Here is a 3,747-nt window from a genome sequence, read left to right on the forward strand (position 1 = left end):
ATTTAAGGTCTTAACGCCAAATCCAATATCTGATCATAATCGTAATAAATTCTCCTGGATTTCCCGTCGGCTGAAGAGGACCCCAGTCAGTAAGTTGAGCGTAGCCCAAGCCATTAAGGATATACACCGTATGGGTTATTTGCTCGCGAGACCCCTTCAAAATGTACGGAACAATGAATCCGTTTGAATTATTGTTTGAATTTGGCTGAGAGTTTTGAGGCATAGTCGAATAATTGTTTTTAGGTTAATAAATATAATCATAATGATTATAAATTAATTTGTCAAGGGTTTTTAGATTTTTTTTTGTTGAGGGGTAATTGAAATAAAGGTAAGCTATCAGCTATCAGCAAAATGCTTAAAATTTTGCTCGTTCGCGTAGCGTGCGCCGAAGCGCAAATGGTATAATTTAATGGGTTTAAATTTGGATATCTTATGAATAATATTTGGAAATTTTGTAGGGTGCGTTAGGCGGTTTGGGTGAGAAGATTATATGATATAACCAAGCGTTGAAGCCGTAACGCACCGTGGTATTGGTTGAGAATGGTTTGGTTTCAATTTGGATATAGAATGAATATAATTTTGGGATTTTGTAGGGTGCGTTAGGCGGTTTGGGTGAGAAGATTATATGATATAACCAAGCGTTGAAGCCGTAACGCACCATGGTATTGGTTAATGATAGTTTGGTTTCAATTTGTATATAGATGGTGCGTTACATTTTATTAACGCACCCTACAAGAGCGGACGCACTAGTTAGAACGAACCGCACACATTTCATTAACGCACCCTACAAGAGCGGACGCACTACCTGTGCCGCGAGCGCTCGGGTGACTGGGGTAAGAACCGTATAACCTTCCCTTACATCTCATTTTTTTTTTGCTTTCCACCTTTTTTGCTTTTTGGTTTGTATGCCTTTTCCTTAGTCGATATTCCGATCATATAATATCCACACTGGCCTGGAGTCTTCCCACCAACTTTCCACTTCTTTGTTGTCCCTTTCCTTTCTTTTCTTTATTCTCCATGTTTTCGCATATACTATCATGTCCCTTTGCACACCATATATTCCTATCTCTGCTTCCCGTGCGTTTTTTCGAATTTCGTGTGCTTCTATTTTTATACTTAGCTGATCCTCCTCATTACTGCTAAGCAGTTTCGTGAGTGATATTATCACCCGCTCCCCTTCCCTTTTCTTTATTGCATCCTCCTTTATTACTCTCTTTTCTGTTTGTAATTCCTTTCTTTCCTCTAGGTTGTCCTTGTGGGGCAACATGTCCCGGTTTTCTATCTTTTCCTGTGGATTTATATTTGGTGTGTTATCTGTTTCAGACTCCGACTTGTCCTTGTCTTTTTTGATATCCCCGACTACCTTCTTTAATTTGGATTCCGAGTCCTTGGTGTATATCTCATGGACTGCAACGAAGTTGTTGTTTATAAATTCTAGCTCACTGACGTTATTTTTCAATGCCTTAGTCGATTCGATTTCTACACCTTGTTTGGCTTTTTCCACGCTCTTAACGTCTGTTAATTTGAAGCTTCCATCATTCGTTACCCAATACTGGAAGTCATGTATATCAAAATTCCCTTTCAAGAACTGCTTGGCTGTTATTAGCAACCTTTCAATTTTGGTTTTATCATTTGATAATATCCAATCCTTTAAAAACATACCTTCCCAATTTATACCACCATATATGTCCCGATTTTTGACCTCTACGCCATGGATTCTCTCTATCAATACACCTTCAATCTTTTTAACTTCTCCTTCATTATTCCAGGTTAGTGTAACTGGCTTGTCTCCCATTTTTCCTACCAACTCTTGATCAAACCAACTTAAGGTCTTTTTCCTTTGTTCAATTGTATTTTTAATTTCGCCATTTTTGTGTGAAAGAAGGACCCAAGCATCGGTTTCATTGAGCTCGTATGCCACGTGATGCGAACTTTCACCTAGCTTGCTTTTTATTGTATATTGTGTCTCGGTCGTTTCTTTCTCTGCCAACTCCTCTCCCTTCTTCCTTCCCTTACCGTCGTTTGTCCTCTGAATTGAGGCCACGCCCGCCTTGTTGGGCTTTCCAGCCCGTGCCACTCTACTGGTGAGGCTCTCCTTCTCTGCTTTTTCGGTGCTGCCTCTACGGTGGTCGCCTTGCCAATTTTTGGCCGCCTTTTGCCCCATGCGGTCGGCTTCCGTTTCCAACCACTGGTTGTCGTTGACTGGAGCCCCCTTTGCTTCAATCGTCGGCCTCACCCTTCCCTGCTTCTGCTGCACCACATGCCAAGCCTCATGGGCCAAATGCTTCTCCTGCCCCGGCGCTACATGAATATCCGTCCCCTGTGTATAAGCCAATGCCTGCAACTGTGCCGGTTTCGAGGAATTGTAATGTACCCTCACATCATCCATCGAGTAACCCGAGAGGTTTTCAACGCCTGCTTTGAGGCGATCAGGCAAGCCAGTTTTGTTTTGATTATCACTCCTCGATGCCCTCAAGCTTTCGCCATATGTCACCGAATCCCCCGTCAACGGTTGTGCTGCTCGCTGCACCATTCTCCTTTTAGGCTGCACTACCATATGCCCACCGACCTTCGCCCCTTCCTGGTTTTTATCAACCGGCAGTCCTATCCTTAGCTTTGCTTGCAGCCCCTTTTCATACCATGCTGTGTCGGGCACGTATTGTCCTGATTCTAAGGTGCGCATCACATTCGCACTCATACTTCCCCATTCCCCGACCGCCTCTTCCGCGTTCCACTCCCTTTCCTCGGCTTCCAATATTTCTCTATAACCAATCACTCTGGAGTCTTTCTTTTTTTGAGCAATTGTCCTAGAGGTAGAGTGAGAATATTTCGGTTTATAGGTATGAGTAGTGCGCATAGCTTGTTCTATTTTCCTTGGTAAGTATTCTGCTATCAGCTGTCAGCCGTCAGCTAATCAATGGCAGGTAGTAAACAAGCTGGGGGGTGCTGGTACGGCTGGTTGAAAATCCCTGCTCGTTTTACACTATCCCTACCGTGCCGTAAACCGGCGTCGAAGGTTGACGCATCCCCCCATCACCTGATAGCTGTTCGCTTTGCGTGCGCGTAGCGCATTAGCTGACGGCTGAATGCTTACATCCCCTGTACCCTTGAAGAAAACAATATCAGGCGTAGGGTGGGCAAATTCTGTGAATCTGACCATCAGTACCGTTATCCTGTGCATTTGCTACAAGGCGTAGGGTGGGCAAATTCTGTGAATCTGACCATTAGATCAGGAATACTGTCGATTTGCCCACCCTACAAAAGACTTTTTTTGGGGAATCCTTTGGGCTTCATTAATATACAAATGCTAAGCCAGGTTAAACCAAGAATTACTTACTCGCACCGTATAAGAAACAATTATTAACAACAATTCTTCTATAGCAAAGGGAGTCGGGAGTCGGGAATCGGGAGTCGGGAATCGGGAGTCGGGAATCGGGGTAGGGTGGGCAAATACATGTCATCTGACCAAATCCTCTGGATTCGAGTCAATTTGCCCACCCTACAAGAGTTTTAGATGGTCAATTGCCGGGTTTGGATGGTACATTAGCTGCAACAGTATATTTTGTGATCAGTGATCGACACCCCCGGTCGCCATCTACTATTGGAAATTGTATATTTAGTTGGAGTGGTAAGCCATGGTGAGGCAGATTGAAACCCTATCGAGATCAGCTCTGCAAACGGAAGTATCTCACTTGCGGGAAGAGTTGCAGCTTAGAGACCAGTTAGTGCAGCAGCTGTCTCAAGAAC

Annotated in this window: 1 protein-coding gene and 1 pseudogene; both read right to left on the reverse strand. The window is 43.8% G+C overall.

The genetic code is table 11. The features are described from left to right. Window positions 1–2,149 precede the first annotated feature (2,149 nt). Window positions 2,150–2,449, reverse strand: a pseudogene (locus F6K38_RS44600) (eCIS core domain-containing protein); the annotation flags it as partial. Window positions 2,450–2,989: 540 nt separating this feature from the next. Beyond that, window positions 2,990–3,160: a hypothetical protein gene (locus tag F6K38_RS37140; RefSeq protein WP_154659886.1), complete on the reverse strand. Its 171-nt coding sequence runs from the start codon at window positions 3,158–3,160 to the stop codon at window positions 2,990–2,992. Window positions 3,161–3,747: the final 587 nt, after the last annotated feature.

Source organism: Moorena sp. SIO3B2 (genome assembly GCF_010692525.1).
Lineage (GTDB): Bacteria > Cyanobacteriota > Cyanobacteriia > Cyanobacteriales > Coleofasciculaceae > Moorena > Moorena producens.

Bases quoted from the DNA above. Each gene is read 5' to 3' on its own strand.
- F6K38_RS37140 (WP_154659886.1), bottom strand. From the start codon at position 3,160: ATGGTCAGATTCACAGAATTTGCCCACCCTACGCCTGATATTGTTTTC.